General features: G+C 67.5%; 25 protein-coding genes and 1 tRNA gene. 16 read left to right on the forward strand and 10 right to left on the reverse strand.

Going from position 1 to position 25,191, the window contains the following annotated elements; all coding sequences use genetic code 11:
- Nucleotides 1-44: 44 nt before the first annotated feature.
- The 3 genes from ACFSGX_RS09785 to ACFSGX_RS09795 are packed head-to-tail and all read left to right on the forward strand — an operon-like array spanning nt 45 to nt 1,946.
- On the forward strand, nt 45-695 hold the full coding sequence (locus ACFSGX_RS09785) for a shikimate kinase (RefSeq protein ID WP_380929470.1): 651 nt from the start codon (nt 45-47) through the stop codon (nt 693-695).
- Nucleotides 692-1,786 (forward strand): 3-dehydroquinate synthase, encoded by a 1,095-nt coding sequence (gene aroB, locus ACFSGX_RS09790; RefSeq protein ID WP_380929472.1) that lies wholly within the window; start codon nt 692-694, stop codon nt 1,784-1,786. Before ACFSGX_RS09785 ends, aroB begins: the two co-directional genes overlap by 4 nt.
- 1 nt (nt 1,787) lies before the next feature.
- On the forward strand, nt 1,788-1,946 hold the full coding sequence (locus ACFSGX_RS09795; RefSeq protein ID WP_157175642.1) for a DUF2256 domain-containing protein: 159 nt from the start codon (nt 1,788-1,790) through the stop codon (nt 1,944-1,946).
- 93 nt (nt 1,947-2,039) lie between these two features.
- Here the strand turns inward: ACFSGX_RS09795 and serB are convergent, their stop codons facing one another.
- Nucleotides 2,040-2,924, reverse strand: coding sequence for a phosphoserine phosphatase SerB (serB, locus tag ACFSGX_RS09800; RefSeq protein WP_380929473.1), 885 nt, complete (start codon nt 2,922-2,924; stop codon nt 2,040-2,042).
- Here serB and miaA point away from each other — a divergent pair.
- The 6 genes from miaA (at nt 2,917) to ACFSGX_RS09830 (ending at nt 10,073) form a co-directional block, all read left to right on the forward strand.
- On the forward strand, nt 2,917-3,882 hold the full coding sequence (gene miaA, locus ACFSGX_RS09805) for a tRNA (adenosine(37)-N6)-dimethylallyltransferase MiaA (RefSeq protein WP_380929475.1): 966 nt from the start codon (nt 2,917-2,919) through the stop codon (nt 3,880-3,882). The genes serB and miaA overlap by 8 nt on opposite strands.
- 48 nt (nt 3,883-3,930) lie before the next feature.
- Nucleotides 3,931-5,682, forward strand: a complete 1,752-nt coding sequence (locus ACFSGX_RS09810; RefSeq protein WP_380929477.1) for an acetolactate synthase 3 large subunit — start codon at nt 3,931-3,933, stop codon at nt 5,680-5,682.
- Nucleotides 5,683-5,795: 113 nt separating this feature from the next.
- On the forward strand, nt 5,796-6,311 hold the full coding sequence (ilvN, locus tag ACFSGX_RS09815) for an acetolactate synthase small subunit (RefSeq protein WP_380929479.1): 516 nt from the start codon (nt 5,796-5,798) through the stop codon (nt 6,309-6,311).
- 129 nt (nt 6,312-6,440) lie between these two features.
- Nucleotides 6,441-7,460, forward strand: coding sequence for a ketol-acid reductoisomerase (ilvC, locus tag ACFSGX_RS09820; RefSeq protein WP_380929481.1), 1,020 nt, complete (start codon nt 6,441-6,443; stop codon nt 7,458-7,460).
- Between the two features lie 233 nt (nt 7,461-7,693).
- Nucleotides 7,694-8,296, forward strand: a complete 603-nt coding sequence (locus ACFSGX_RS09825; RefSeq protein ID WP_380929483.1) for a YceI family protein — start codon at nt 7,694-7,696, stop codon at nt 8,294-8,296.
- A gap of 229 nt (nt 8,297-8,525) precedes the next feature.
- Nucleotides 8,526-10,073: a 2-isopropylmalate synthase gene (locus tag ACFSGX_RS09830; RefSeq protein WP_380929485.1), complete on the forward strand. Its 1,548-nt coding sequence runs from the start codon at nt 8,526-8,528 to the stop codon at nt 10,071-10,073.
- A 328-nt stretch (nt 10,074-10,401) separates the two neighbouring features.
- Here ACFSGX_RS09830 and ACFSGX_RS09835 read toward each other — a convergent pair whose 3' ends face one another.
- The 3 genes from ACFSGX_RS09835 to ACFSGX_RS09845 all read right to left on the reverse strand — a co-directional run bounded on the left by ACFSGX_RS09835 (nt 10,402) and on the right by ACFSGX_RS09845 (nt 13,794).
- A complete protein-coding gene (locus ACFSGX_RS09835; protein ID WP_380929487.1) occupies nt 10,402-10,884 on the reverse strand; it encodes a sterol desaturase family protein in 483 nt (160 codons plus the stop codon).
- On the reverse strand, nt 10,881-11,657 hold the full coding sequence (locus ACFSGX_RS09840) for a fatty acid desaturase (protein WP_380929488.1): 777 nt from the start codon (nt 11,655-11,657) through the stop codon (nt 10,881-10,883). Before ACFSGX_RS09840 ends, ACFSGX_RS09835 begins: the two co-directional genes overlap by 4 nt.
- A 61-nt stretch (nt 11,658-11,718) precedes the next feature.
- Nucleotides 11,719-13,794 (reverse strand): putative bifunctional diguanylate cyclase/phosphodiesterase, encoded by a 2,076-nt coding sequence (locus ACFSGX_RS09845; protein WP_380929489.1) that lies wholly within the window; start codon nt 13,792-13,794, stop codon nt 11,719-11,721.
- Nucleotides 13,795-13,923: 129 nt separating this feature from the next.
- Here ACFSGX_RS09845 and moaA point away from each other — a divergent pair, with 129 nt between their 5' ends.
- The 3 genes from moaA to ACFSGX_RS09860 all read left to right on the forward strand — a co-directional run bounded on the left by moaA (nt 13,924) and on the right by ACFSGX_RS09860 (nt 15,851).
- Nucleotides 13,924-14,925 carry a GTP 3',8-cyclase MoaA gene (moaA, locus tag ACFSGX_RS09850; RefSeq protein ID WP_380929491.1) on the forward strand — a complete coding sequence of 334 codons (1,002 nt, stop codon included), beginning with the start codon at nt 13,924-13,926 and terminating at the stop codon, nt 14,923-14,925.
- The gene (locus ACFSGX_RS09855) at nt 14,925-15,698 is read left to right on the forward strand and encodes an NAD kinase (protein ID WP_380929493.1); all 774 of its coding nucleotides are present in this window, start codon (nt 14,925-14,927) and stop codon (nt 15,696-15,698) included. The genes moaA and ACFSGX_RS09855 overlap by 1 nt, the downstream gene beginning before the upstream one ends.
- Nucleotides 15,699-15,776: 78 nt before the next feature.
- Nucleotides 15,777-15,851, forward strand: a tRNA-Asn gene (locus ACFSGX_RS09860).
- Nucleotides 15,852-15,987: 136 nt separating this feature from the next.
- On the opposite strand, the gene ACFSGX_RS09865 is transcribed toward ACFSGX_RS09860, so the two are convergent.
- From ACFSGX_RS09865 to secA, 6 genes are all read right to left on the reverse strand, one after another.
- Nucleotides 15,988-16,704 carry a hypothetical protein gene (locus ACFSGX_RS09865; protein WP_380929494.1) on the reverse strand — a complete coding sequence of 239 codons (717 nt, stop codon included), beginning with the start codon at nt 16,702-16,704 and terminating at the stop codon, nt 15,988-15,990.
- Nucleotides 16,704-17,003, reverse strand: coding sequence for a hypothetical protein (locus tag ACFSGX_RS09870; RefSeq protein WP_380929495.1), 300 nt, complete (start codon nt 17,001-17,003; stop codon nt 16,704-16,706). Before ACFSGX_RS09870 ends, ACFSGX_RS09865 begins: the two co-directional genes overlap by 1 nt.
- Nucleotides 16,919-17,419 carry a hypothetical protein gene (locus tag ACFSGX_RS09875; RefSeq protein WP_380929497.1) on the reverse strand — a complete coding sequence of 167 codons (501 nt, stop codon included), beginning with the start codon at nt 17,417-17,419 and terminating at the stop codon, nt 16,919-16,921. Before ACFSGX_RS09875 ends, ACFSGX_RS09870 begins: the two co-directional genes overlap by 85 nt.
- Nucleotides 17,416-17,592 (reverse strand): hypothetical protein, encoded by a 177-nt coding sequence (locus ACFSGX_RS09880; protein ID WP_380929498.1) that lies wholly within the window; start codon nt 17,590-17,592, stop codon nt 17,416-17,418. Before ACFSGX_RS09880 ends, ACFSGX_RS09875 begins: the two co-directional genes overlap by 4 nt.
- 119 nt (nt 17,593-17,711) lie before the next feature.
- Entirely contained in the window at nt 17,712-18,089 is a 378-nt protein-coding gene (locus tag ACFSGX_RS09885; protein WP_380929500.1) for a DUF305 domain-containing protein, read from the reverse strand.
- Nucleotides 18,089-20,827 (reverse strand): preprotein translocase subunit SecA, encoded by a 2,739-nt coding sequence (gene secA / locus ACFSGX_RS09890; RefSeq protein WP_380929502.1) that lies wholly within the window; start codon nt 20,825-20,827, stop codon nt 18,089-18,091. The genes ACFSGX_RS09885 and secA overlap by 1 nt, the downstream gene beginning before the upstream one ends.
- A 207-nt stretch (nt 20,828-21,034) precedes the next feature.
- Here secA and ACFSGX_RS09895 point away from each other — a divergent pair, with 207 nt between their 5' ends.
- The 4 genes from ACFSGX_RS09895 (at nt 21,035) to ACFSGX_RS09910 (ending at nt 25,126) form a co-directional block, all read left to right on the forward strand.
- Nucleotides 21,035-22,561: a circularly permuted type 2 ATP-grasp protein gene (locus ACFSGX_RS09895; protein WP_380929504.1), complete on the forward strand. Its 1,527-nt coding sequence runs from the start codon at nt 21,035-21,037 to the stop codon at nt 22,559-22,561.
- The gene (locus ACFSGX_RS09900) at nt 22,561-23,493 is read left to right on the forward strand and encodes an alpha-E domain-containing protein (protein ID WP_380929506.1); all 933 of its coding nucleotides are present in this window, start codon (nt 22,561-22,563) and stop codon (nt 23,491-23,493) included. The genes ACFSGX_RS09895 and ACFSGX_RS09900 overlap by 1 nt, the downstream gene beginning before the upstream one ends.
- Entirely contained in the window at nt 23,493-24,314 is an 822-nt protein-coding gene (locus ACFSGX_RS09905; protein ID WP_380929507.1) for a transglutaminase family protein, read from the forward strand. The genes ACFSGX_RS09900 and ACFSGX_RS09905 overlap by 1 nt, the downstream gene beginning before the upstream one ends.
- A gap of 62 nt (nt 24,315-24,376) precedes the next feature.
- A complete protein-coding gene (locus ACFSGX_RS09910) occupies nt 24,377-25,126 on the forward strand; it encodes a proteasome-type protease (protein WP_157175625.1) in 750 nt (249 codons plus the stop codon).
- Nucleotides 25,127-25,191 lie beyond the last annotated feature (65 nt).

A 25,191-nucleotide genomic window follows, 5' to 3' on the forward strand; every position in this document is an offset into this window, starting at 1 on the left:
CCTTTTTTGCCGGCGGTCGCGTGCTTGTGTATAGCCCCGCCGTCATGTCCGAAAGCCCCCAGCCGAAAAGGCGGCGTCCGCCCCGCCGGGCGGCCAGCCGAACGACCGAACGCCCGGTCGATCGCCCGAACGATCGCGCCGCCCCGCGCCCCGACCTCATCCTGCCGCCGCGCGTCGAGAACGCGCGCGAACCCACCATCGTGCTCGTCGGCCTGATGGGCGTCGGCAAGACCACGATCGGCCGCCGGCTGGCCGCGCGGCTGCGGCTCGGCTTCGTCGATACGGATCGGGAAATCGAGCGCGCATCCGGCATGTCGATCCCGGAAATCTTCGCGCGGTTCGGCGAGGCGCATTTTCGCGACGGCGAACGCCGCGTGATCCGCCGGCTCCTCCAGGGCCGCCGCGTCGTGCTCGCGACCGGCGGCGGCGCGTTCATGGACGAGGAGACGCGCGCGCTCATCCTGTCGCGCGCAACCGCCGTCTGGCTCGACGCCGATCTCGACGTGCTGGCCGAACGCGTCTCGCGTCGCCAGGGCACCCGCCCGCTGCTCACCGGCGCCGATCCGCGTACCGTGTTGGGCGAGCTGGCCGCGGTCCGCAACCCGATCTACGCGCTCGCCCCGGTCCATGTCCGCAGCGAACCGTTGCCGCACGAAGCCACCGTCACCGCCATCCTGAAGGCCATGCGCAGATGACCACGATCCCCGTTGCACTGGGCGACCGCAGCTACGACGTCGCGATCGCCGACGGCGCACTCGACACCGCCGGCCCGCGCCTCGCCCAGTGGCTCGGCACCCGTCCGATCATCGTCGTGACGGACGAGAATGTCGCCGCGGCCCAGCTCCCGCGCCTGCTCGCCGGGCTCGGCCGACCCGCCGAAACCGTCGTGCTGCCCGCCGGTGAAGCGACCAAGAGCTGGCAGGGGCTGGCGCTGCTCTGCGACCGTCTGCTCGCCGCGGGCGTCGAACGCAGCGACCATATCGTCGCGTTCGGCGGCGGCGTGATCGGCGATCTCGTCGGGTTCGCCGCCGCCATCGTCAAGCGCGGCTGCGGCTTCGTCCAGATCCCCACCTCGCTGCTGGCGCAGGTCGACAGCTCGGTCGGCGGCAAGACCGCGATCAACACGCCGGCCGGCAAGAACCTCGTCGGCGCGTTCCACCAGCCCGCGCACGTCCTGATCGACCCGACCGTCCTCGATTCGCTCGACGCCCGCCAGACCCGCGCGGGCTATGCCGAAGTCGTCAAATACGGCCTGATCGACGATCCGGCCTTCTTCGCCTGGTGCGACGCCAATGTCGCCGACCTGCTCGCCGGCAACCCTGCCGCCCGTACCCACGCGATCGCGCACAGCGTCGCGGCCAAGGCGCGGATCGTCGCCGCCGACGAACGCGAAACCGCCGGCGTCCGCGCGCTCCTCAACCTCGGCCACACCTTCGGCCACGCGCTGGAGGCGGACACCGGCTTCTCCGACCGCTTGCTCCACGGCGAGGCCGTCGCCGCCGGCATCGCACTCGCCCACCGCTACTCGGTCCGCACCGGCCTCTGCCCCGCGGCGGACGCAGCACGCGTTACGGACCACCTCCGCCGCGTCGGTCTCCCCGCCGGGCTCGGCGACGCCGGCGTCACTGCGTCGGGCGCAGCGCTCATCGATCACATGGCGCACGACAAGAAGATGGCGGCGGGCAAGCTCCCCTTCCTCCTCACCCGCGGCATCGGCCAGACCTTCCTGGCGTCCGACGTCGACCTGAAGGACGTTGCCCGCTTCCTCGACGAGGATCGCGGCTGACATGCCCAACGGCGTCCACAAATCCAACCTCCCCACCAAGGACTGCCTCGCCTGCGGCCGCCCTTTCACCTGGCGCAAGAAATGGGAACGCGACTGGGACAACGTGAAGTTCTGCTCCGACGCCTGCCGCAAGAAGGGCGCCGCGAAGAGCGCGACCTGACCCCGTCAGTTCCCCGGCGCAGGCCGGGGCCTAGATGAGACGGCTGCACCTAGGCCCCGGCCTGTGCCGAGGAACGCGCAACGCTTCGAAGCCTCACCCCAAAACCCACTCCGCCCGCGGGATGCCCTGCGCGTACAACAACGCACTCAAATCCCCACTCTCGATCCGCGCGCCCGCCGCAGCCGCAGTCTTCGGCTTGGCATGATAGGCCACCCCCAACCCCGCCGCCTCGATCATCGGAATGTCGTTCGCGCCGTCGCCAACCGCGAGCACCTCGCCCAGCTCCAGCCCACCAGCCGCAGCCTCCGACACCAACAAAGCCCGCTTCGTCGCCGCGCCAACGATCGGCCGGCGCACCGTCCCCGCCAGCATGCCGCCCTCGATCTCCAGCACGTTGGACACCGCCAGATCAAAGCCGATCTCCGCCGCCACGCGGTCCGCGAACACCGTGAACCCGCCCGACACCAGCACCGCCCGTGCGCCCGCCGCCTTCATCGTGCGCACCAGCGCCCGCGCGCCCGGCATCACCCGCACCCGCTCGGCGTAGCAGCGGTCGATCACCCCCACGTCCAGCCCGCGCAACAACGCGACCCGCGCATCCAGCGCCGCCTCGAAATCCAGTTCCCCACGCATCGCCCGCTCGGTCACTTCAGCGACCTCCGCCTTGATCCCGGCATAGTCGGCCAGTTCGTCGATGCATTCGACCGTGATCATCGTCGAATCCATGTCCGCGATGATCATCCGCTTCCGCCGATCCTCGGCCCGCTGCACCACCACGTCGACACCAGGGAACAGCCCCTCCAGCGCCGCGCGCGCCGCCACGCCGTCCGCGCGCATCACCGTTATGTCCGCTGCGACGCCCGGTTCGATCCACGCGACAGCGCCCGGAACGCCGCCAACGCCCGCAATCGCATCGCACGCCTGTTCGATCGTGCGCGCATCCAGCCGATCCGATGCTATCAGCGTCGCGATGACCATGATTCCAGACCCTTCCGCAAATCCGTCCACCGCTTCCGGCGTCCGTCCCAAGGTCGCGCTCATTGCAGGGCCCACCGCCAGCGGCAAGTCCGCACTTGCGCTCGACCTGGCAGAGGCGGTCGGCGGCACGCTGATCAACGCCGACGCCTCTCAATATTATGCGGACCTGCGCATCCTGTCCGCCCGCCCCACGCCCGAGGACGAGGCGCGCGTCCCCCACCACCTGTTCGGCACGCGCGACGGGGCCGATCCCGCCTCCGCCGCCGACTGGGCGGAGGACGCGGCAAATGCGATCGACGAGGTCCTGGCCGAGCGGCGCGTGCCGATCGTCGTCGGCGGCACCGGCCTCTACATCCGCACGCTTCTGGACGGCATCGCTCCCGTCCCCGACATCGACCCCGCGATCCGCGACCGCGTCCGCGCGCTCTCCCCCGGCGAAGCGACCGCCGCCCTTCGCCGCGAGGATCCTGAGGCCTCCGTCCGGCTCAACGCCAACGACGCCGCCCGCATCTGGCGCGCGCTGGAGGTCGTGCGGTCCACCGGCCGCACGCTGGCGGAGTGGCAGACCGCCAAGACCGGCGGCATCGGCGACCGCGTCGAGATCGTCCCCATGATCCTGCTCCCCCCGCGCGACCTGCTCTACGCGCGCTGCGACGCGCGGTTCGAGGCAATGCTGGACGCCGGGGCGGTGCAGGAAGTCGAGGCATTGCGCGCCCGCAAGCTCGATCCCGAACTCCCCGTCATGCGCGCGATCGGCGTCCGCGACATCGCCGATTTTCTCGATATGGAGATCACCCGGTCGGAAATGATCGCCGCCGCGACCGCCGCAACCCGGCGCTACGCCAAGCGCCAATATACCTGGTTCAATCACCAGCCGCCGGCGGAATGGCCGCGCGAAAACGGGACCGACCACGACGATCTTGTAACTAAATTACGTGAAAAGCTGTTGACGCATTAGTATCTATCGCCTACCGCGCCGCAACACATTCCAACGGGACACGCAATCATGACGGCCGAACGCTCCGGCGCCGATATCCTGATCCAGGCACTGACCGACCTCGGGGTCGAGGTCGTGTTCGGCTATCCGGGCGGCGCCGTGCTCCCGATCTACGACGCGCTGTTCCGGCAGGACAAGATTCGCCACATCCTGGTCCGCCAGGAAGGTGGCGCGGCGCATGCGGCGGAGGGTTATGCCCGCGCCACCGGAAAGCCCGGCGTGGTGCTCGTCACCTCCGGCCCCGGCGCAACGAACGCGGTCACCGGCATCGCCGACGCGCTGATGGATTCGATCCCGATGGTGGTCATCACCGGCCAGGTGCCGACCGCGCTGATCGGTACCGACGCGTTCCAGGAATGCGACACGGTCGGCATCACCCGCCACTGCACGAAACATAATTACCTGGTGAAGGACCCCGCCCGCATCGGCGAGGTCGTGCACGAGGCGTTCCACATCGCCACCAGCGGTCGCCCCGGCCCGGTGGTGATCGATCTGCCCAAGGACGTCCAGGTCGCGACCGCCGGCTACACCCGCCCCGACGCGCCCGTCGCGCACCGCAGCTACAAGCCGCAGGTGAACCCCGACGCGCGGCTGATCGAGGCGGCGGCCGAAATGCTCGCCGCGGCCGAACGCCCGATCCTCTACACCGGCGGCGGCATCATCAACGCCGGCCCGGCCGCCAGCCTGATGCTCCAGCAGCTGCAGGCGCTGTGCGGCGCGCCGGTCACCTCGACGCTGATGGGCCTCGGCTGCTTCCCCGCCAGCCACCCGGCGTTCCTGGGCATGCTCGGCATGCACGGCACGTACGAGGCCAATCATTCGATGCACGACGCGGACCTGATCCTCTGCCTCGGCGCGCGGTTCGACGACCGCGTCACCGGCCGGCTGGACGCGTTCAGCCCGAAGTCGAAGAAGATCCACGTCGATATCGACCGCTCCTCGATCAACAAGAATGTCCGCGTCGACCTGGGCATCGTCGGCGATGTCGGCGTTGCGATGGCCGACATGGTCGCGCTGTGGAAGGCGCGCGGGCACGAGCGGCAGGACCTGACCCCCTGGTTCGCCCGCATCGACGGCTGGCGCGCCAAGCAATCGCTGGCCTACCCGCCGTCGGTGGCGGAGATCATGCCGCAGCACGCGATCAAGCGGCTGTGGGCGGCGACGCATCACCTGTCGCCGATCATCTCGACCGAGGTCGGCCAGCATCAGATGTGGGCCGCGCAGCATTTCGATTTCGAACGGCCGAACAAGTGGCTGACCTCCGGCGGTCTCGGCACGATGGGCTACGGCCTGCCCGCCGCGATCGGCGCGCAGATCGGCTTCCCCGACGCGCTGGTGATCGACATCGCCGGCGAGGCATCGATCCAGATGAACATCCAGGAGATGGCGACCGCGCTGCAATATGAGCTGCCGGTCAAGGTCTTCATACTGAACAACGAATATATGGGCATGGTCCGCCAGTGGCAGGACCTGACCTATGCCGGCCGCCATTCGCACAGCTATTCCGAGGCGCTGCCCGACTTCGTCAAGCTGGCCGAGGCCTATGGCTGGACCGGCCTGCGGATCGAGAAGCCCGACGAACTCGACGACGGCATCGCGCAGATGCTGGCCGTGAAGGGCCCCGTCATGGTCGACTGCCGCGTGTCGAAGATGACCAACTGCTTCCCGATGATCCCGAGCGGTGCCGCCCACACCGAAATGCTCATGCAGGCGGAAGAAGTCTCCGGCGAAATGGACGACGCAGCCCGCGCGCTGGTCTGATTTCTCCTAGAAACCGCTGATACCGAGCGAAGTCGAGACGTCCCACCGTCTCGACTTCGCTCGACGCAGAAGGGCATGTCTCGACTGCGCCCGACATGGACGGAAGTGATAGAATGCAGATCCCCCCCCAGACCAGCGAACGCCACACGCTGTCGGTCATCGTCGATAACGAGGCCGGCATCCTGGCCCGCATCGCCGGCATGTTCTCCGCCCGCGGCTACAATATCGAAAGCCTGACCGTGGCCGACGTGACGGAGGATGCCGCGATCAGCCGCATCACCGTCGTCACGTCCGGGCCGCCCGCCGTGATCGAACAGATCATCGCGCAGCTCGACCGGCTCGTGCCCGTCCACCGGGTGACCGATCTCACCGCCTGGGGCCCGCACGTCACGCGTGAACTGGCGCTGGTGAAGGTGGCCGGTGTCGGCGATCACCGGATCGAGGCGATGCGGCTGGCCGAGGTCTACCGCGCGCGCGTCGTCGATGCGACGATCGGCAGCTTCGTGTTCGAAGTCACCGGCGCGCCGGAAAAGATCGACAAGTTCACCGAACTGATGCGCGAAGTCGGCTTGGTCGAAGTCGCCCGCACCGGCGTCGTCGCGATCACCCGAGGCCGCGAGGCCGTCTAACCAGTTTCACTAGAAGAAAATCGTCATCCCGGCGAAAGCCGGGATCCCCCTTAGTCGAGGGACGACCAGGCCACCGGGAGATCCCGGCCTTCGCCGGGATGACGCCAAGGTAAGCAAAAGGAACCCACCATGCGCGTTTATTATGACAGCGATGCCGACATCGGTCTCATCAAGGGCAAGAAGGTCGCGATCGTCGGCTACGGCAGCCAGGGCCACGCCCACGCCCAGAACCTGCGTGACAGCGGCGTCTCGGAAGTCGCGATCGCGCTCCGCCCCGGCTCCGCGACCGCGTCCAAGGTGACCGACGCCGGCTTCAAGGTGCTGACCAACGCGGAAGCCGCCGCCTGGGCCGACATCGTCATGGTCCTCGCCCCCGACGAACTTCAGGCAGCACTCTACGCCGACGACCTGCACGCGAACCTGAAGCCCGGCTCGGCGCTCGCCTTCGCGCACGGCCTCAACGTCCATTTCGGCCTGATCGAACCGCGCGCCGACATCGACGTGTTCATGATCGCGCCCAAGGGCCCCGGCCACACCGTGCGTTCGGAATATCAGCGCGGCGGCGGCGTCCCCTGCCTCATCGCGATCCACCAGGACGCATCGGGCAACGCGCACGATGTCGCTTTGTCCTATGCCTCCGCGGTCGGCGGCGGCCGTTCGGGCGTCATCGAAACGACGTTCAAGGAAGAATGCGAGACCGACCTGTTCGGCGAACAGGCCGTGCTCTGCGGCGGCCTGACCCACCTCATCCAGGCCGGGTTCGAAACGCTGACCGAGGCCGGCTACGCGCCCGAAATGGCCTATTTCGAGTGCCTCCACGAAGTGAAGCTGATCGTCGACCTGATGTATGAGGGCGGCATCGCCAACATGCGTTATTCGATCAGCAACACCGCCGAATATGGCGACATCCACACCGGCCCGCGCATCATTACGTCCGAAACGAAGGCCGAGATGAAGCGCGTGCTGGAGGACATCCAGTCCGGCCGCTTCGTCAGCCGCTTCGTCCTCGACAACCGCGCCGGCCAGCCCGAACTGAAGGCCTCGCGCAAGCTCGCCGCCGCACATCCGATCGAAAAGGTCGGCTCCGAACTTCGCGCGATGATGCCCTGGATCGGCAAGAACGCCCTGGTCGACAAGGCGAAGAACTGACGGACGGGGGCGGAAACAAACCCCGCCCCCACCCCAAACCGTCATCCCGGCGAAAGCCGGGATCTCCCTTCGGTGAAGAACTCACCGCCAGCCCAAGGGAGATCCCTGCCTCCACCGGGATGACGATGTTTGGAGCGCCAATCAAAACCGGCAACCCACCCTTTCCAGCTTGGCATTTGACTAAACCCCGCGCGCGCCACACCTCCTGTCCCGACCAAACAGGAGACCCGACCATGCGCACGTTCATCGCCCCGCTCGCCCTCGCACTTGCCGCTGCGACCCCCGCCCTGGCGCAGGTCCCGGGCCAGCCCAACGCTGCCGCCGTCCAGGCCGGCAGCTACGCCACCGATCCGAACCACAGCCAGGTCGCGTTCGCGATCAACCACTTCGGCTTCAACGTTTACAACGGCCTGTTCGGCAACATCACCGGCACGCTGACGCTCGATCCCAAGGCACCGAAGGCGGCCAAGGTCGTCATCGACGTGCCCGTCGCCGAGGTCGTCACGACCAGCGCCAAGCTGAACGAGCATCTCAAGACCGCCGACTTCTTCGACACCGCCAAATTCCCGACCGCGCATTTCGAATCGACCTCGGTCGTGCCGCAAGGCACGCGGGCCAAGATCACCGGCAACCTGACGCTTCACGGCGTCACCCGCCCGGTCACGCTCGACGCGCGCTTCGTGGGCACCGGCGCCAATCCGATGAGCAAGGCGCAGACCGTCGGGTTCGAAGCCACCACGCAGATCCAGCGCAGCCAGTTCGGCATCGTCAAGTACGTCCCCGGCGTCGCCGACACCGTCGACCTGCGCATCACCGTCGCGTTCGAAAAGAAGTAAGCACCGCTCCCGGCCGCCGCGACGCAACTTTCTGCGTTGCGGCGGCTGGACTTTGGCAACGATCCTCCGTTATTGACGGGCCATGTTCGCGGTCCGCCCCCTGCTCGCACGACTTACACGCCCTTAGGCGTGCGATGTCGCTCGGCCCCGATGCGGGCCACCAGAGCCACGGCGCCTGAGGGACTTTCACCCCAAGGCTAATCTCCGCCAGACTTCAAGGAGCGGACCCGTGACCGACCAGACCCAGATCCTGATCTTCGACACCACCCTGCGCGACGGCGAGCAATCGCCCGGCTGTTCCATGAACATCGAGGAAAAGCTCCAGGTCGCAGCTCAACTCGAGGCGATGGGCGTCGACATCATCGAAGCCGGCTTCGCGATCGCCAGCCAGGGCGACTTCGACGCGACCAGCGCGGTCGCGAAGCACTGCACCCGCGCCATCGTCGCCAGCCTGGCCCGCGCCGGCGCCAAGGACATCGAACGTGCGTGGGAGGCCGTGCGCCACGCCAAGCGCCCGCGCATCCACACCTTCATCGCCACCTCCCCGCTCCACATGCGGGTGAAGCTGAACAAGTCGCCCGACGAGGTGCTGGAGGCGGTCGAACGCAGCGTCCGGCTGGCGCGCAAGCTGTGCGACGACGTCGAATGGTCGGCGGAGGACGCGACGCGGTCCGAACCCGACTTCCTGGCGCGCTGCATCGAAACCGCGATCCGCGAAGGCGCCACCACGATCAACCTGCCCGACACGGTCGGCTATGCGACGCCCGAAACCTATGGCGCGATGTTCCGCGACATGATTGCACGCGTCCCGAATGCTGACCGCGCGATCTTCTCGACGCATTGCCACAACGATCTGGGCCTCGGCGTCGCCAACACGCTGGCGGCGGTCGCGGCCGGCGCGCGCCAGGTCGAATCGACGATCAACGGCATCGGCGAACGCGCCGGCAACGCCGCGATCGAGGAAATCGCGATGGCCATGAAGGTCCGCGCCGACGTGCTGCCGTTCCGCACCGGCATCGTCGCGACCGAGATCACCCGCGCCTCGCGCCTCGTCTCCGGCATCACCGGGTTCCAGGTTCAGCCGAACAAGGCGATCGTCGGCGCCAACGCCTTCGCGCACGAAAGCGGCATCCATCAGGACGGCATGATCAAGGACGCCTCGACCTACGAGATCATGACCCCCGAATCGGTCGGCCTGACGCACAGCAACTTGGTGATGGGCAAGCATTCCGGCCGCGCCGCTTTCCGCCAGAAGCTGGAGGAGATGGGCTACGAACTGGGCGACAACGCGTTCCAGGATGCGTTCGACCGCTTCAAGGCGCTCGCCGACGCCAAGAAGTCCGTGTTCGACGAGGACATCCTCGCGCTGGTCGACGACGAGGTCCTGCGCGGTCACGACGGCATCCAGGTGCGCGAGGTCGAGATCCACTGCGGCACCGGCCCCGCCCGCGCGATCCTGACCCTGCTGGTCGACGGCGTGGAACACACCGCCGCCACGCGCGGCAACGGCCCGGTCGATGCCCTCTTCAATGCGATCCGCGCGCTCGTCCCCCACGCCGGCGCGGTCCTCGAACGCTACGAAGTCCACGCCGTCACCGGCGGCACCGACGCGCAGGCCGAAGTCTCAGTCCTGCTCTCCGAAGACGGCCGCACCACCCGCGGTCGCGGCGCCCACCACGACACCCTCGTCGCCTCCGCCCGCGCTTACGCGAACGCGCTCAACAAACTGATCGTGAAGCGTGGCCGCGCGCCCGTTGACGCGGTGGCTGCGGGGTAGGTCGCGACGCACGCCATGGCGAGGTCCACGGGCGAGCAACCCCAGTAGCGGACCTGCACCCCAACCCGTTCGCTTCGAGCTTGTCGAGAAGCCGCCACAGACGCAAAGCGTGGCGGCAATATCCTATCCCAATCACCCCCGGTTGGTTCGAGCCTGTCGAGAACCCTGCGCGAAGTTCTCGACAGGCTCGAACCAAACGGGGTGGGGCGTGTAGCCTAACCCAGTGCGCCAAAGGTGGCGTGGGGACCGCGCACCCAAAGCTCGGCGGCCTCGGCCATTCTCAGCAACTGTCCAAGCATGGGCAGCTCGCCAACCAACCAGCCCGACCTCAAGCCGCAGTCTTGTCCCGCGCCCGCGCCTTGATCTTCGCCTTCAACCGCGCCGGATCCTCCGCGATCAGGAACCCGTGCGATACGGTCCCTGTCTTCCCCCGCACCGCGTGATGCAGCTTGTGCGCCTGATGCAGCCGCTTGAAATACCCCTTGCGCGGCACCCAGCGGAACCCCCCGCGCTGATGCACGAGCATGTCATGCACGAACGCATAGATCCCGCCGTAGACGGTGATCCCCATCGCCGCCCACCACAACGGCGCCGACCAGATCGCACCCGCCGTGAACAGCCCCATCACGATGAACGCGAAGCTGATCGCATACAGGTCGTTCTTCTCGAACCACCCGTGCGTCTCTTCATGGTGCGACGCGTGCCAGCCCCATCCGAAGCCGTGCATCACATATTTGTGCGTGGCCCAGGCGAACACTTCCATGAACACGACCATCGCCACGACGATGCCCAGCTTCTCGTACCAGTTCATGCCCGCAACCCCGTTGCAACGTCGCCCAAAGCCCTGTCGGCCGCCAGCCCCGCACGATAGCGCGCCGGCAGTCGCCACCACGGCACATGCGGGCTCAAATGATGCTCGTGATGATAGCCAAAATGGAAGCAGGTCATCAGCGACAGCAGCGGCCCGAACCCGCTCGTCCGCGCGAAATGATCGTCCGCAAACCCCTCCTCGTCATGACGATGCGGCCGGTAGGTCCCGAAGTAAAACAGCTGGAGCGAAGACCCGATCGCCGGAATCCCGTAGAACAGCAGGATGTTCGCCGGCGACACCCGGAACACGACCGCATAGACCGTCACCACCGTCACGACGTACAGCATCGACTTCCAGCCGAAATAGCGCCGCAGGAACGTCCCGTACCACGCCCAGAATGCAGACGGATGCGCCGCGTCGAAATCCGGGTCGCCCTCGGTCCCGCTATGCTTGTGGTGGTCCATATGCGCGTCGCGCATCCGCCGCCACCCGAACCCGGCGTAGAGTGCCAGCACGCCGCCACCGACGACGGCGTTGGTCCGCTTGTGCCCCGGCGCCAGCGACCCGTGCATCGCATCGTGCGCCGCGATGAACATCCCGACCGACAACCAGCATTGCAGCAGCATGACGAGCGGCACGATCGGCCAGTTCGCGCCGTCGATCCGGAAGAAGAATACCGACCACACATGCACCGCGATCCAGCCGCCCACGATCGCCGTGGTCAGGCCGAGGCCGATCTGCGCCTGATGCGGGACTGTTCGGGAAAGCGCCATATCGCGGAATGTAGAGCGTTCGCGGCGCTTTACAAAGGGCCGTCTTGTCTCACCCTCGGCTTCAACGCCGCTGCCAGCGCGTCACCAGCCGGGTCAGCGCGGCCATGTCGAGCGGCGGCGCGCACAGGAACCCCTGATAACTGTTGCACCCCTGCGCCGCGAGCAGCTCCAGCTGCCGCGCCGTCTCCACCCCTTCGGCGATCACCGACAGGCCGAGCGACTTGGCCATCCCGATCACGCTCTGCACCACCACCCGGTCGCGCGTCGTGCCGGTGATGTCCTGGCTCATCCGCCGATCGATCTTGAGATAATCGAGCGGCAGCGACTTAAGATAGGCGAGGCTGGAATACCCAGTCCCGAAATCGTCGATCGCCACCCGCACACCCCCGGCGCGCAGCTCCGCCAGCAGCCCCGCCGCCGCGCGCAGATCCTCGATCAACCCGCTCTCGGTCACCTCCACCGTCAGCCGCGATCGCGCGAACCCCGCCTCGTCCGCCGCCGCCAGCAGCGTCGCGGCGAAATCCGGCCGCACCATGTCCGCCGCGGTCACGTTCACCGCCAGCCGCAGCTTGGCCAGCCGCTCCGGCCACGCCGCCGCCATCGCCAGCGCCTTGCGCTGCACATGCCCCGACAGCGCGGCGAGGTAATCCGACCGCTCCGCCACCGAAAACAAAGTCGCCGCACCCAGTTCGCCCAGCACCGGGTGATGCCACCGCGCCAGCGCCTCGACACCGGTCACCGCATTGCTCGTGATGTCGACCTGCGGCTGGAACAGGATGTCGATCTCGTCACGCGCCAGTGCGCGACGCAGGTCGACCTCCAGCCGCGCATCGCGCTCCGCCACCGCCTCGCCTTCGCTCTCCAGCATGCGGATCGCGTCGCCGTCCGCCGCCATCGCCTCCGCCAGGGCCGCCGAGGCGCGGCGCAGCAGGTCCGCCGACGCACGGTCGCCCGGTGCCGATGCGGCGATCCCGATCCGGCACCCCAGCGTCACGACATGCTCGCCCGCCGCGAACGGCCGCGCGATCGACTCCGCGATCTGCCCGGCCAGGAACCGCGCATCGTCCGGCCCGGCGGGTGCGGCCATACCGACCAGGAACTCGGAGGATGCCAGTCGCGCGATCATCCGCTGCCCCGCCCGGTCGTTCGCCGCCAACCGCTCGATCCGCCGCGCCACGCCCTGCAACAGGCTGTCGCCCACGCTCCGCCCGAACGCGGCGTTCAGCATGTCGAACCGGTTGATCCCGACGATCATCACCACGCAGCCCGGCTCCGCCGCATCCACCAGCCGCGCGGCGATCCACGCCCGCGCGCCCGTCCCGTCCGCCAGCCCGGTCAGCGCATCGCCGCGCGGTTCCGCCCGCGGTCCGCTGGTCAGCTCCTCAATCTGCCCGAACACCACGTCGGTCCCGTCCGCGATGGTCAGATGATGCACCAGCCGCCGTCCGTCCGCCGCATCATGCGCGAACGCCGTCGGCCGCCCGGTCGCGCGGATCCGCCGCAACGCCTCGATCGCCGCCCGCCGCCCGGGCGCGTCCAGCCGGCGCAGCATCGCGCGCGGGCTCGTATCGGACGCCAGGTTCGGCCCCGGCGCCACGATCACCGTCCCCCCGCCATATCCCGCCCCCGGATGCCAGCGCCAGCTGTCGTGTGGCGCCTCCACCGCGTGCGCCGCCAGCCGCGATCCGGCCAGCCGGTCCGCATGCCGCGCCGCGAAGCGCAGGTGGATGCCCAGCACGTCCTGGTCGAACGGCGGGGCCAGCACATGCGTCGCCCCGGCGTCATACGCCGCCTCCAGCGTCACGGCCGCGGCATCGGGCACCAGCGCCAGCAAGGCGGCATGGTTCGTCTGCGCGGGCCCGTTCAGCGACCGCATCGCCTCGATCGATTCCGGGAAATCCAGCCGCCCGTCGACCACCGCGATGCTCGCGCCGCTGGCCAGGAACCGCGCCGGCGCGCCGTCCGCACGCCTCGCCGCAATCGGCCGCCACCCGCTGCGCATCACGGCGTCGGCCAGGTCGTCGCGGTTCGCGAACGACAATATAAAGGCCGGGGGCGCAAAATTCGCGGCCGTGCCGGGCATGTCGTCGGGCAGGCGCACGGCCCTCGTCGCGGTTTCGGTTCCCATCACGGTCATGATAGCCACAACGCGGTCGGAACGTCCCGGAAAATCGGTTGTTATACGGCACGTGCGAATGAGACATCCGTCTCGGGATCGCCGCTTGTTCCCGGTCCCCCCCGCGCTTAAGTTCAGATCGTGAGCGATATGCCTGATGCATCCCCGTTGATCGACGGTTTCGGCCGGACGATCACCTACCTGCGGATATCGGTCACGGATCGGTGCGACCTGCGGTGCCGCTATTGCATGTCCGAAGCGATGACGTTCCTGCCCCGCTCGCAGGTCCTGACGCTTGAGGAAATCGCCGAACTCTCCGACGCGTTCATCGCGCGCGGCGTGCGCAAGATCCGGCTGACCGGCGGCGAACCGCTCATCCGCCGCGGCGTGCCGGAACTGGCGCGCATGATCGGCCGCCACATCGGCCACGGCCTCGACGAACTCACGCTCACCACCAATGGCACACAACTGGCGAAGCAGGCGGACGGCCTCGTCGCCGCCGGCGTCCGCCGCGTGAACGTCAGCCTCGACACGCGCGATCCGGACAAGTTCCGCCACGTCACCCGCTGGGGCGACGTCGCAGTCGTGCTCGACGGGATCGCCGCGGCCAAGGCGGCCGGGTTGAAGGTCAAGATCAACATGGTCGCGCTCAACGGGTTCAACGACCAGGAGATCGAATCCATGCTGCGCTGGTGCGGCGCGGAGGGGCTCGACCTCACCCTGATCGAAACGATGCCGCTCGGCTCGATCGACGAGGACCGCGTCGATCGCTACCTCCCGCTCGACCGCGTCCGCGCGGACCTGGCCGAACGCTACACGCTGCGCGACCTCGCGGAGACCAGCGGCGGCCCGGCGCGCTACACGATCGTCGAGGAACTTGGCGCGAAGCTCGGCCTCATCACCCCGCTCACCCACAATTTCTGCTCCACCTGCAACCGCGTCCGCGTGACCGCATCGGGCAGCCTGTTCATGTGCCTCGGCCATGAAGACAAGGTCGACCTGCGCGGCGCGCTCCGCACCGGCGGCCGCGCCGCGCTCGACGATCTGCTCGACCGCGCCATGCGCCTCAAGCCGCTGCGCCATGCGTTCGAAATCGCCGAACGCGAGGCCGCACCCGCGACATCGCGCCACATGAGCGTCACCGGCGGCTGATGCCCGATCGCCGGCTCGCCCTCGCCGCGTCGCCGACCGAGGCGGCCCAGGACGCCGAGCGCGAGCTGCGCCGCCGTCACGACTGGGTCCCGGTCGAGGAAGCCGACACGATCGTCGCGCTCGGTGGCGACGGCTTCCTGCTCCAGACGCTCCACGCGATGCTCGACCGCCATCGGATCCTGCCGGTGTTCGGCATGAACCTCGGCACGGTCGGCTTCCTAATGAACGAGTGGAGCGCGGAGGACCTGCTCGGCCGCATCGGCCGGACCAAGCCGTTCACCGTCAACCCGCTCCGCATGGATGCGACAACCATCGACGGCCAGAGCTTCACCAGCCCCGCGATCAACGAAGTCTCGCTTCTCCGCGAAACGCGCGAGACCGCCAAGCTGGAGGTGATCGTCAACGGCCGCACCGTCCTGCCCGAACTGGTCTGCGACGGCATCCTGGTGGCCACCCCCGCGGGCTCCACGGCCTACAACCTGTCCGCGCAGGGTCCGATCCTGCCGCTCGACTCCATGCAACTCGCCTTGACGCCGATCAGCCCCTTCCGCCCACGGCGCTGGCGCGGCGCGATCCTACCCGAACGGACCCGCATCTCGTTCCGCGTGCTCGATCCCGTCAAGCGCCCCGTCTCCGCCGTCGCCGACCAGCGCGAGGTGCGCGACGTGGCCACCGTCGACATCGCGATCGACCGCACCAATCCGCTCACCCTGCTGTTCGACCCCGAACACGCCCTCGACGACCGCATCACCATGGAACAGTTCGCCTTCTGACGCTGCTCCCCGAAACAGGGGTTGCCAGCGTCCGCCCGGTGTAGCATAGGCGCGCCTCGCCCGAACGAAACGGGCTGTTCCCCGGTAGCTCAGTGGTAGAGCGTTCGACTGTTAATCGAATGGTCGCTGGTTCGAATCCGGCCCGGGGAGCCATCTAAACCCTTTGAATTGGCTGCTTTTACTGACCGGCGAAGCTATGCCCGACCGGGCATTATGACAGCCATTATGACAAGCATTATGACATTCACGGTTCGTTCCAGACGGTTCCACGACCGTAGAATCATGCCGATTAGTCTTCGTCTGGCTCTGGCGGCCGGCCGTAGACCACTTTGTAGAGCGTCGCCGATGCCTCGCATTCGGCGAAACACGGCTCCCCCGCAGGAGGGTTGAACCATCCGGCACCGGCGAAATTCCACCCCTCATCGAAGGTCGCGCATTCGAAGCCTAGGGACGGAAAGCGGGTTGCTAACGCCTCGAAGATGGGGACTGGGAATGACCACGCTGTTTCGAAACGAAAGGCGAATGGCTCGGCCCCGGTTTCTGCGAACCTGAAAGCCCCCCACTTAGTGCCCCAGTTCGCAAGCGCCCAAGGATACCAACTGGCAAAACCGGTCTCCGCGAGCGCCCTAATGCGGCTCATGCCCATCTGCTCGATCTCAGGGTGTTTCAGGAGGAATGCTGCCGCTACCTCGCCGATGCCAGCGTCATACGGCAAGCCTGCCTTTGACCGCACCCATTCAATTTGGTTGTCGTACAAGCCCAGCTTGCTGAACGGCGGCGGAGTGCTGCCCCGCGCCGTGACGAGGGACATCCCCAGTTCCGAACGACTGCTCTCGTCAGCGTCCCGCAGGCAGGAGGGCATCGGAATCACCGCATCGAAATCGAAGAGAAGCCCGCCCGCGTCGGAATGACCAGCGGGCGCAGTTCGGATAATCTCACTCCGGAAACGAGCAACATCCTCATCGGGACCAATCAGGCGGCAGGTTGAGGTAACGTAGTTTGGCATCAGACTAATTCCTCTAGCTCGTCAGTGCAGTTGTTCTCGCCCGCTTCCGCGTCGACAGAATCGCCCCCGGTGATCGCCTTAATGTGCTCGCGACGACGTCCGGCGATGCGCTTCGCCTTCACGACGTTGGCCTTGTTGTAGATCTTGGTGACCTCCAGCGTGCTGTGTCCGGACACCGCCCGGACGTCGTCCTCGCCGCTGTCGCCGATCTCGGTCAGGCCGCCGTGCCGGAAGCTCGTGAAGCGCAGGTCCGCAGGCAGCTTCGCCTTCGTCCGGATCCGCTTGTGCAGCGTCTGCATGTAGCTGGTCGTGTACGGCTCACTGCGGCGGCGTGGCGCTTGCGCGCCTCGACGCAATCCGCGCGTTCGGCCGCGGTCAGTAGTTCCGGCGTGACCAGGGCGGTGTCCATGCGGCGCACCTGCCCCGCGTCGAACAGCACGTTCTTGACCAGCTCGCGCTCGATCGGTTCATCCGAGAACGCCATGGACGGGGACCGCTCGATGAGCCGCGCCAGATCGGTCGGATGGCCCTCCCGCGTCGAGAAGCCCCACGCAACAGCCTGGCGCTTCGCAGCGGCCCGGCCGGCCTCGTCGTCGTCGTGGTTCGGACGACCGGGCCGGCCCGCAGCGCGCGCCGCGGCGTGGGTCGTATCGTGGTTCAGCGCCTTGAGCGCGCGGCCCGCCTCGCCATAGGTCAGGGGAGACGGCCGGGTCATACAGCGCGCCCCGCGTCGAGCAGCAGAGCGTCGATCCGGGCGATCTGAGCGTCGATGCACGCGAGGTGCGGCCGCGTCTCCGCGTCCATCGTGTCGAGGTCAGCAAGCCCGTCCGCCCCGGCATCGCAGTGCGCGTCGATGATGGCCGATGAACGCGCGACCGCAAAGGCCACCGGAGCAGCCTCAGTTTTCAATGATGTCGGACGGTCGTACGCCGGATGACCGGCTGCATGCCCGCATTCGCTCATTCAAGTACCCGGCGCCGCACCTCACCAAGATGCGGCGCACACACCTACCGGACCGGGTGCTTCTCCAGCCACGCGGTGATCGCATCGATCTCCGCCCGCTGTGCCTTGATCACCGCGCGGGCCAGCGCCAGCGATTCCGGGTCGCGCCCGTGCGCCAGTTCGACCTCCGCCATCGCCACGGCGGCCTGATGGTGAACCAGCATCTGGCGGTTGAAGTCGACGTCCGCATCGCCGCTATACGCCGGCGACGCCTTCATCATCCCCGCCATCGATTCCCGGTAACCCCGCGTCGCCGCGCTGTCGCCCGGTGCGGCGTCCATCGCCATCCCGTCGGCATGCGGCGTCGACTTGGGCGCATCGCCCTTGCCGCACGCCGCAACGCTCAGGCACGCCGCAACCAGGACACCGGCCCGCGCGCGCATCAGGCGAACGCCCCGTGGCAATGCTTGTACTTGCGCCCCGACCCGCACGGGCACGGTGCGTTGCGGCTGACGCGCCCTTCCCACTCGGACGGATCGTCGCCCAGTTCCTCGACCATCTCCGGTTGCATGCTCTGCATCGGGGGCAGCGTCGTGGTGATGTACCCCTTCGCCCCCGCGTCCATGTCGAACGTGTCGTCCATGCCGGTCAGCGGGTCGAAATGGCTCGTCAGGAAATCGGGCATTTCGGGCAGTTCGGGGGCTTGGTCGAACCGCGCATTGCCCAGCACCTTGGTCACGTCCTCGCGGATCTCGACCAGCATCTTCTCGAACAGCGCGAACGCTTCCTGCTTATACTCGTTGATCGGCGTCTTCTGCGCATAGGCGCGCAGATGGATCACTTGGCGCAGCGCGTCGAGCGTCGACAGATGCTCCTTCCAGTGATGGTCGAGCGACTGCAGCATCACGCTCTTCTCGACCCCGCGCCAGCTCTCGACGGGCATGGAGGCGACCTTCTCCGCCATCGCCGCGTCGGTCGCCGCCTGCAACCGCTCGGTCACCATGTCGGGCTCGATGCCCTCCTCGGCGAACCATTCCGCGATCGGCACGTCGACGCCCAGCATGTCCTGCGCGCGCGTGCGGAGCGACTCCGCGTCCCACTGCTCGGGGTAGCTATTCGGCGGACAGGCGTCGGCTACCAGCGCGTTGACCGTCTCGGCGCGCATGTCGCTGACGATGTCGTCCACCGTTTCGGCATCCATGATGTCGGAGCGCTGCTCGTACACCACCTTGCGCTGGTCGTTCATGACGTCGTCATATTCCACGACCTGCTTGCGCACGTCGTAGTTGCGCGCCTCGACCTTGCCCTGCGCGGTCTGGATCGCCTTGCTGATCCAGGGGCTGACGATCGCCTCGCCATCCTCCAGATTCTTGTTCAGCATCTTGGCGAACATCGTCTGCGGGCCGAAGATGCGCAGCAGGTCGTCGTCCAGCGACAGGTAAAAACGGCTCAGCCCCGGATCGCCCTGGCGCCCCGAACGACCACGCAGCTGGTTGTCGATCCGTCGGCTCTCGTGCCGCTCGGTGCCCAGCACGAACAGCCCGCCCGCGGCCAGCACCGCGGCCTTCTCGACCTCGATCTCCTTGGCAATCCGCTCGGCGACTTCCGTATATTCCGGCGTCCCCTCGACCAGCTCCGGATGCTCGTCCAGCATCCGGAATTCCAGGTTGCCGCCCAGCTTGATGTCGGTCCCGCGCCCGGCCATGTTCGTCGCGATGGTGACGGCGCGCAGCCGCCCCGCCTGCGCCACGATATGCGCCTCGCGCTCGTGGAACCGCGCGTTCAGCACCTCGTGCTTCACGCCGTCGCGCGTCAGGAATTCGGACAGCATTTCCGACTTCTCGATCGACACGGTGCCGACCAGGATCGGCTGGCCATGCTCGGCCTTCTCCCGGATCGTCTTGGCGATCGCGGCGAACTTGTCGCCGATATTCTTGTAGAACTCGTCTTCCTCGTCGATCCGCAGGACCGGCACGTTCGTCGGGATGGTGACGACGTTCATCTTGTAGATTTGGTAGAACTCAGCCGCTTCGGTCGCCGCCGTGCCGGTCATGCCGCCCAGCTTCGGGTACATCCGGAAATAATTCTGGAACGTGATCGAGGCCAGCGTCTGGTTCTCGGGCTCGATCTCGACGCCCTCCTTGGCCTCCACCGCCTGGTGCAGCCCGTCGGACCAGCGCCGGCCGTCCATCATGCGCCCGGTGAACTCGTCGATGATGATGACCTTGCCGTCCTTCACCAGATAGTCGACGTCGCGCTTGAACACGACATTGGCGCGCATCGCCTGGTTCAGGTGGTGGACGACCTGCGTATTCTCGAAATCATACAGATTGTCGCCGGCCAGCAGCCCCGCCGCCTCCAGCATCCGCTCCATCCGCTCGGTGCCGTCCTCGGTCAGGATCACCGACTTCTGCTTCTCGTCCAGCTCGTAATCTTCGGGCGCGATCTGCTTCACGATCGCGTCGACCTGCATATACAGCTCGGACTTGTCGTCGGTCGGGCCGGAGATGATCAGCGGCGTCCGCGCCTCGTCGATCAGCACGGAATCGACCTCGTCGACCACCGCGAACTTGAACGGCCGCTGCACCATCATGCCGCGGTCATACTTCATGTTGTCGCGCAGATAATCGAACCCGAACTCGTTGTTCGTGCCGTAGGTGATGTCGCACGCATAGGCATCGCGGCGCTGCTGGTCCGACAGGTTCGGCACGATCACGCCGGTCGTCAGCCCCAGGAAGCTGTAAATCTCCGCCATCCAGCTGCTGTCGCGCGCCGCCAGATAGTCGTTGACCGTGACGACATGGACGCCCTCCCCCGGCAACGCGTTCAGGTAGACGGCCAGCGTCGCCATCTGCGTCTTGCCCTCGCCGGTCCGCATCTCGGCGATCTCGCCGCGGTGGAGCACGATGCCGCCGACCAGCTGCACGTCGTAATGGCGCTGCCCCAGCACGCGCCGCGCGGCCTCCCGCACCGTCGCGAACGCCTCGGGCAGGATCTGGTCCAGCGTCTCGCCCGCGGCCAGCCGCTCGCGGAACAGCACCGTCTGGTTGCGCAGGCCCTCGTCGTCCAGCGCCTGCATCGCCGGCTCGAACGATCCGATCTTGTCGACCGTCGGCTGCAGGGATTTGACGTATCGGTCGTTGGACGAACCGAAAATGGCCTTGGCAATGCCGCCGAACATGGACGTTCCTTGGAAAGAATGCGCGGGGTCGCGGCGTGCAGCCATCCCGCGGTGATATCAGGGGCGAGATAGGTGGCGGAGGGGATCGCGTCAATCGACGGGGCGACCCGGCTCCGGGGCGCATGCCCCCTGCCCCCTTGTGCGATGCGTCGAACCCATGCAGTCTTCACCGCGTCCGCTCACCAGATGGCGGACGCCAGGAGGTTCATGCCTAGGTCCGGTGCTTACGACGAAATCTGGGGCGCATCCGGCAGCCGCGAAGGCCGGCCGGAATTCAAGCATCTCGCCGACTGGATCCGCGATACCGACACGGTCGAATTCGACCGGCGTCAGGCCGCGGCCGAGGCCGCCTTCCGCCAACTCGGCATCACCTTCGCCGTCTATGGCCAGGAGGAAGCCGGTGAACGGATCATCCCGTTCGACATCGTGCCGCGCGTGTTCACCGCGCCCGAATGGGAACAACTGTCGACCGGCCTGGTCCAGCGGGTCGAGGCGATTAACGCGTTCCTCGACGATCTCTACGGCGCGCAACGCATCCTGAAGGACGGCGTCGTGCCGGCCGAACTGGTGCTCGCCAACCCGCAATTTCGCCCGCTGCTGACGGGTGCCCGCCCGCCGCACGGCATCTATGCGCATATCTGCGGCATTGATCTGGTCCGCACCGGCCCGACCGACTTCTTCGTGCTGGAGGATAATGCCCGCACTCCGTCCGGCGTCTCCTACATGCTGGAAAACCGCGAGGCGATGCTGCGGCTCTGCCCCGAACTGTTCCAGATCTATGACGTGCTGCCGGTCGATACCTACCCGGATCGCCTGCGCGAAACGCTCGAGTCCGTGTCGCCGCGCTCCGACCATCCGGTCTGCGTGCTGCTGACCCCCGGCCACTTCAACTCGGCCTTCTACGAACACAGCTTCCTCGCCGACTCGATGGGCATCGAACTGGTCGAGGCGGCGGATCTGGAGGTGGACGACGACATCGTCTGGATGCGCACCATCGACGGCCGCGTCCGCGTCGACGTCATCTACCGCCGGATCGACGACGACTATCTCGATCCGCTGTTCTTCCGCCCGGATTCGATGCTCGGCGTGCCCGGCCTGCTCGCCGCCTATCTCGCCGGCAACGTCACGCTGGTGAACGCGCCCGGCACCGGCATCGCCGACGACAAGGCGATCTACAGCTACATGCCCGACATCGTCCGCTATTATTCGGGCGGCGAGGCGAAGCTGCCCAACGTCGAAACCTATCGCTGCCGCGAACCGCAGGCGCTGCAATATACGCTCGATAATCTCGCCAGTCTGGTGGTGAAGCTTGTCGACGGCTCGGGCGGCTACGGCATGCTCGTCGGCCCGACCGCCAGCAGCGCAGAGATCGAGGCGTTCCGCGCCGCGCTGATCGCCGAACCGCACCGCTACATCGCGCAGCCGACGCTGGCCCTCTCGACCGTGCCGACGCTGGTCAAGGACGGGATCGCCCCGCGCCATGTCGACTTCCGCCCCTTCTGCCTGACCGGCGCGGACGGCGTCAGCATCGTTCCCGGCGGCCTTACCCGCGTGGCGCTCAAGGAAGGCTCGCTCGTCGTCAACAGCAGCCAGGGCGGCGGCACGAAGGACAGCTTGATTCTCGCCCCCACCCGCCAGACGATCGACCCGAACGGGATGCAACAGACGCTCGGCAACATGACCCAGACGATCGGACGCGGAATGAAACCCATGCAGTCGATGGGGCGGCGCTGATGCTCGCCCGCACCGCCGCCTCGCTTTACTGGATCGGCCGCTATGTCGAACGCGCCGAGTTCACCTCGCGCCTGCTCGAAGCGACGATCCGGTTCGACGCGCTCTCCTCCCGCCCGGCGGGTGAGGCCGCGTGGGACAGCGCGCTCGCCGTCGCCGCCGCCGACCACGGTTTCGACGCCACCGGCGCGGACCGCACCGCCGCGAACGTCAGCCGCTACCTGACGCTCGATCCGGCCAACCCCGGCTCGATCCGCTCCTGCCTCGATGCGGCGCGCTCCAACTCCAAATCGGTCCGAACCGCGCTCAGCCGCGACGCGTGGGAGGCGATCAACCGCGCCTGGCTCGGCATCCGTCAGGCGACATCGGGCGGCAACTACGCCACACTCGCGCTCGTCGAGACCTTGCGTGCGGAGGCCCGCGGGTTCGAAGGCGCGCTCCACCGCATGCTCCGCAACGAGGCCTATTTCTTCCTCGGCCTCGGCGCCGCGATCGAACGGGCGGACAACACCGCGCGGCTGATCGACGTCAAATACCACCTCCTGCTGCCGGAGGGGGAGGAGGTCGGCGGCGCGGTCGATCGCGATCAGTGGACCACCATCCTCCACACCGTGTCCGCCAACACCGCCTATCGCTGGCTCTACCGCGATCAGCCCAAGCCCTGGCGCGTTGCCGACCTGCTGATCCTTCGCCGCCAGATGCCGCGCTCGCTGCTCGCCTCGGCGGACGAGGTCGTGGGGCTGCTCACCGCGCTCGCCAAGCTGCGCGGGTTGCAGGGCGAGGCCGACCGCGCCGCCCGCACCCGCCAGTCGACGCTCGCCAACAGTACGATCAGCACGATCTTCGCCGGCGGCCTGCACGAATGGCTGGGCTGCTACATCGTCGAAAACGCGCGCATCGACCGTCTGGTCAGCACGCAGTTCCGGTTCGCCTGATGCGCCTCTCCATCCTCCACCGCACCACCTACACCTACTCGCAGCCGCAGACGCGGCTGATGCAGCTGCTGCGGATGACGCCGTCCAGCCACATCGGCCAGCATGTCGTCGACTGGCATATCGACATCGATCGCGACGCGCGGCTGCGCTACCGCCGCGACGGGTTCGGCAACGAAACCGCGATGCTCTATGTCGACGGGCCGGTCGACACGATCACGCTGACCGTCGCGGGCGAGATCCTGACCGAGGATACCGCCGGCATCGTGCAGGCCGCGAACGAGCCGCTCCCCCCGCTCGTCTACCTGCGCGCCACGCCGCTCACCGAACTGGACGAGGGACTCGCCACATTCGCGCGCGAACTCGCGCCCGATGCCTCGCCGCTCGACCGCGCCCATGCGCTCAACCGCGGCATCGGCGAACGGATGCGCTTCGACACCGGCACGATGGACGTCGAACGCGCCGCCGCCACCGCCTTCGCCGCCGGGCACGGCGTCTGCCAGGACATGGCGCACGTCTTCATCGCCGGCGCACGCGTCCTGGGCCTGCCCGCCCGCTACGTCTCCGGCCACCTGTTCCGCCGCGACGGCGCGTCGGACCAGCCCGCGGCACATGCCTGGGCGGAGGCCTATATCGAGGGGATCGGCTGGATCGGGTTCGATCCCGCCAACGCGATCTGCCCCGACGACGCCTATGTCCGCGTCGCGGTCGGGCTCGATTACCGGGAGGCCGCACCCGTGTCCGGCGCGCGCACCGGCGGCGGGATGGAGACGCTCGACGTCGGTGTCCGCGTCGCGCTGTCGCAGATCCAGTCGCAGGGATGACGGGCGGGCAATCTTAACATGACCGCTTTCCATGGCCGTTTACGGGGCATAGTCTGCCACCGATGACATACTGTATCGGTATCAACGTCCGCGACGGGCTCATCATGATGTCGGACACCCGCACCAACGCGGGCATCGACAACATCTCGTCCTATCGCAAGATGCACGTGCTGGCGGACGGCCCGGACCGGCTCATCATGTGTCTGTCGGCCGGCAACCTGTCGATGACGCAGCATGTGCTGGGCCAGCTTGCCGAGGGCCTCGAACCCAAGGCGGCCGGCGACCACCGCCGCATGATCGCGGACCAGCCGTCGATGTTCCGCGCGGTCCAGCTCGTCGGCGAAGCGGTTACACATGCCGACGCCGAAATCGGTGCGGGCCTGCGCGCGGCGGAAATCAACGGTGGCGTCTCGCTGCTCGTCGGCGGGCGCATCGGCGGCGGGCCGATCCGACTGTTCCTGGTCTACGACGCGGGCAATTTCATCGAATGCCTGCCCGAAAGCCCGTTCCTCCAGATCGGGGAACGCAAATACGGCAAGCCGATCCTCGACCGCACCATGAACTACGACACCGAACTCGAGGAAGCGGTCAAGGTCGGCCTCCTCTCCTTCGACTCGACGATCCGCTCCAACCTCTCGGTCGGCCTGCCGATCGACATCGTCGTCATCCCCGCCAACGCGTCCCGCCCCGTCATCCGCCGCCGCATCGAAGCCGATGACCCCTATTTCCAGAACCTCTCCGTCCGCTGGTCCATGATGCTCAACGAAGCCCGCGCCACGATCCCCGACCCGCCGTTCATGCGGATGGGGTGACATCGTCTTCTTCCCCCTCTCCCCTCCGGGGAGAGGGCCGGGGAGAGGGGATCAACGTTACCACG

The organism is Sphingomonas arantia (genome assembly GCF_042682045.1).
Lineage (GTDB): Bacteria > Pseudomonadota > Alphaproteobacteria > Sphingomonadales > Sphingomonadaceae > Sphingomonas_R > Sphingomonas_R arantia.